This is a genomic window from Staphylococcus sp. CWZ226, from assembly GCF_018986355.1.
GTDB classification, from domain to species: Bacteria; Bacillota; Bacilli; order Staphylococcales; family Staphylococcaceae; genus Staphylococcus; species Staphylococcus simulans.
This window is the reverse complement of sequence record NZ_JAHMSB010000027.1, coordinates 1-2,469: the sequence shown is the minus strand read 5'-3', so window position 1 is coordinate 2,469 and position 2,469 is coordinate 1. Positions and strand designations below refer to the sequence as shown.

General features: G+C 48.4%; 25 tRNA genes. All 25 read left to right on the top strand.

Annotation, left to right across the window (positions count from 1 at the left end):
- The first annotated feature begins 50 nt into the window (after positions 1-50).
- The 25 genes from KRR19_RS12140 (at position 51) to KRR19_RS12020 (ending at position 2,271) form a co-directional block, all read left to right on the top strand.
- Positions 51-126 (top strand) — tRNA-Thr (locus tag KRR19_RS12140).
- Between the two features lie 6 nt (positions 127-132).
- Positions 133-208 (top strand) — tRNA-Lys (locus KRR19_RS12135).
- A gap of 7 nt (positions 209-215) precedes the next feature.
- Positions 216-297: transfer RNA gene (locus tag KRR19_RS12130), tRNA-Leu, on the top strand.
- Positions 298-300: 3 nt separating this feature from the next.
- Positions 301-375: transfer RNA gene (locus KRR19_RS12125), tRNA-Gly, on the top strand.
- Positions 376-382: 7 nt separating this feature from the next.
- A tRNA-Leu gene (locus KRR19_RS12120) sits at positions 383-471 on the top strand.
- Between the two features lie 15 nt (positions 472-486).
- Positions 487-560: transfer RNA gene (locus KRR19_RS12115), tRNA-Arg, on the top strand.
- 11 nt (positions 561-571) lie between these two features.
- A tRNA-Pro gene (locus KRR19_RS12110) sits at positions 572-645 on the top strand.
- A gap of 32 nt (positions 646-677) precedes the next feature.
- Positions 678-753 (top strand) — tRNA-Ala (locus KRR19_RS12105).
- Between the two features lie 29 nt (positions 754-782).
- A tRNA-Met gene (locus tag KRR19_RS12100) sits at positions 783-856 on the top strand.
- Positions 857-882: 26 nt separating this feature from the next.
- A tRNA-Ile gene (locus KRR19_RS12095) sits at positions 883-956 on the top strand.
- Between the two features lie 12 nt (positions 957-968).
- Positions 969-1,061 (top strand) — tRNA-Ser (locus tag KRR19_RS12090).
- A gap of 18 nt (positions 1,062-1,079) precedes the next feature.
- A tRNA-Met gene (locus tag KRR19_RS12085) sits at positions 1,080-1,153 on the top strand.
- A 12-nt stretch (positions 1,154-1,165) separates the two neighbouring features.
- Positions 1,166-1,241: transfer RNA gene (locus KRR19_RS12080), tRNA-Asp, on the top strand.
- Positions 1,242-1,258: 17 nt separating this feature from the next.
- Positions 1,259-1,331: transfer RNA gene (locus tag KRR19_RS12075), tRNA-Phe, on the top strand.
- Between the two features lie 6 nt (positions 1,332-1,337).
- A tRNA-Thr gene (locus tag KRR19_RS12070) sits at positions 1,338-1,413 on the top strand.
- 5 nt (positions 1,414-1,418) lie between these two features.
- Positions 1,419-1,502: transfer RNA gene (locus KRR19_RS12065), tRNA-Tyr, on the top strand.
- A 12-nt stretch (positions 1,503-1,514) separates the two neighbouring features.
- Positions 1,515-1,588 (top strand) — tRNA-Trp (locus tag KRR19_RS12060).
- Positions 1,589-1,590: 2 nt separating this feature from the next.
- Positions 1,591-1,663, top strand: a tRNA-His gene (locus KRR19_RS12055).
- A gap of 12 nt (positions 1,664-1,675) precedes the next feature.
- Positions 1,676-1,747 (top strand) — tRNA-Gln (locus KRR19_RS12050).
- A gap of 8 nt (positions 1,748-1,755) precedes the next feature.
- Positions 1,756-1,830: transfer RNA gene (locus KRR19_RS12045), tRNA-Cys, on the top strand.
- A gap of 8 nt (positions 1,831-1,838) precedes the next feature.
- Positions 1,839-1,913: transfer RNA gene (locus KRR19_RS12040), tRNA-Gly, on the top strand.
- Positions 1,914-1,928: 15 nt separating this feature from the next.
- Positions 1,929-2,003: transfer RNA gene (locus KRR19_RS12035), tRNA-Gly, on the top strand.
- Between the two features lie 13 nt (positions 2,004-2,016).
- Positions 2,017-2,091 (top strand) — tRNA-Gly (locus tag KRR19_RS12030).
- A gap of 14 nt (positions 2,092-2,105) precedes the next feature.
- Positions 2,106-2,180, top strand: a tRNA-Gly gene (locus tag KRR19_RS12025).
- 6 nt (positions 2,181-2,186) lie between these two features.
- Positions 2,187-2,271: transfer RNA gene (locus KRR19_RS12020), tRNA-Leu, on the top strand.
- The last annotated feature ends 198 nt before the right edge of the window (positions 2,272-2,469 follow it).

The window sequence follows — 2,469 nt, the reverse complement described above, 5'->3', positions numbered from 1 at the left end:
ACAAGCAGAGGGTCGGCGGTTCGAACCCGTCATTCTCCACCATTTAAATAGCCGGCCTAGCTCAACTGGTAGAGCAACTGACTTGTAATCAGTAGGTTGGGGGTTCAAGTCCTCTGGCCGGCACCATCTCAAGAGCCATTAGCTCAGTTGGTAGAGCATCTGACTTTTAATCAGAGGGTCAGAGGTTCGAATCCTCTATGGCTCACCATTTAAACGCGGGTGTGGCGGAATTGGCAGACGCACTAGACTTAGGATCTAGCGCCTTACGGCGTGGGGGTTCGACTCCCTTCACCCGCATATGCAGAAGTAGTTCAGCGGTAGAATACAACCTTGCCAAGGTTGGGGTCGCGGGTTCGAATCCCGTCTTCTGCTCCATTTTTTTGCCGGGGTGGCGGAACTGGCAGACGCACAGGACTTAAAATCCTGCGATAAGTGATTATCGTACCGGTTCGATTCCGGTCCTCGGCACCATAATATATATAAAATGCGCCCGTAGCTCAACTGGATAGAGCGTTTGACTACGGATCAAGAGGTTATGGGTTCGACTCCTATCGGGCGCGCTTATTTTCTACGGGAAGTAGCTCAGCTTGGTAGAGCACTTGGTTTGGGACCAAGGGGTCGTAGGTTCGAATCCTGTCTTCCCGATAACCTTAGAAAAAGGATTATTAAATTAATATGGGGGCTTAGCTCAGATGGGAGAGCGCCTGCTTTGCACGCAGGAGGTCAGCGGTTCGATCCCGCTAGTCTCCACCATATTTAATTACAACATAAACCTATACAATGGCGGTGTAGCTCAGCTGGCTAGAGCGTACGGTTCATACCCGTGAGGTCGGGGGTTCGATCCCCTCCACCGCCACTAATTATTAGTTGTAAAATTATTTAGGACCTTTAGCTCAGTTGGTTAGAGCTAACGGCTCATAACCGTTCGGTCGCAGGTTCGAGTCCTGCAAGGTCCATATAATTTTTTTGGAGGAATACCCAAGTCCGGCTGAAGGGATCGGTCTTGAAAACCGACAGGGGCTTAACGGCTCGCGGGGGTTCGAATCCCTCTTCCTCCGCCATTTATACAATATTATTATCGCGGGATGGAGCAGTTCGGTAGCTCGTCGGGCTCATAACCCGAAGGTCGGTGGTTCAAATCCGCCTCCCGCAATTTTATTATGTAGGTCCCGTAGTGTAGCGGTTAACACGCCTGCCTGTCACGCAGGAGATCGCGGGTTCGATTCCCGTCGGGACCGCCATTCATTAATATAATTATGGTTCAATAGCTCAGTTGGTAGAGCAATGGATTGAAGCTCCATGTGTCGGCAGTTCGACTCTGTCTTGAACCATTTTTTGCCGGCCTAGCTCAATTGGTAGAGCAACTGACTTGTAATCAGTAGGTTGGGGGTTCAAGTCCTCTGGCCGGCACCATCTCAGGAGGGGTAGCGAAGTGGCTAAACGCGGCGGACTGTAAATCCGCTCCTTCGGGTTCGGCAGTTCGAATCTGCCCCCCTCCACCATCTTATTTTAATAGGGGCATAGTTCAACGGTAGAATAGAGGTCTCCAAAACCTTTGATGTGGGTTCGATTCCTACTGCCCCTGCCATGGCGACTGTGGTGAAGTGGTTAACACATCGGATTGTGGTTCCGACATTCGTGGGTTCGATTCCCATCAGTCGCCCTTTATTATTAATGGGCTATAGCCAAGCGGTAAGGCAACGGACTTTGACTCCGTCACTCACTGGTTCGAATCCAGTTAGCCCAGTTACTTTTGGCGGCATAGCCAAGTGGTAAGGCCAAGGTCTGCAAAACCTTTATTCACCGGTTCAAATCCGGTTGCCGCCTCCATGAATTATGCGGGAGTAGTTCAACTTTTAGAACACGTTCCTTCCCGGAACGAGGTATAGGTGCAAATCCTATCTTCCGCTCCATATTTTTTATTTTATGCGGGAATAGTTCAACTCTTAGAACACGTTCCTTCCCGGAACGAGGTATAGGTGTAAATCCTATTTTCCGCTCCATTTTTTATTTTATGCGGGAGTAGTTCAACTCTTAGAACACGTTCCTTCCCGGAACGAGGTATAGGTGCAAATCCTATCTTCCGCTCCATATTTTTTATTCCTGCGGGAGTAGTTCAACTTTTAGAACACGTTCCTTCCCGGAACGAGGTATAGGTGTAAATCCTATCTTCCGCTCCATATTATGCCGGCGTGGCGGAATTGGCAGACGCGCGGGACTCAAAATCCCGTTCCAGCTGATGGAGTGCCGGTTCGATCCCGGCCGCCGGTACTGAAATAGAAACATTTTTAATGTTTTAAGAGTAGAATTCTTGATATATCAAGGTTTCTACTCTTTTTTTATGGCTCTCTGTCAAATAGGACTGGTGAGCTAAAACACAGAGATTAAGCAGCATAAAGTTGCTTGATCTCTTTTTTTGGATTAGCTGCAAAAAGATTTGTACATAAAATGATACGACTGCGTAAATTA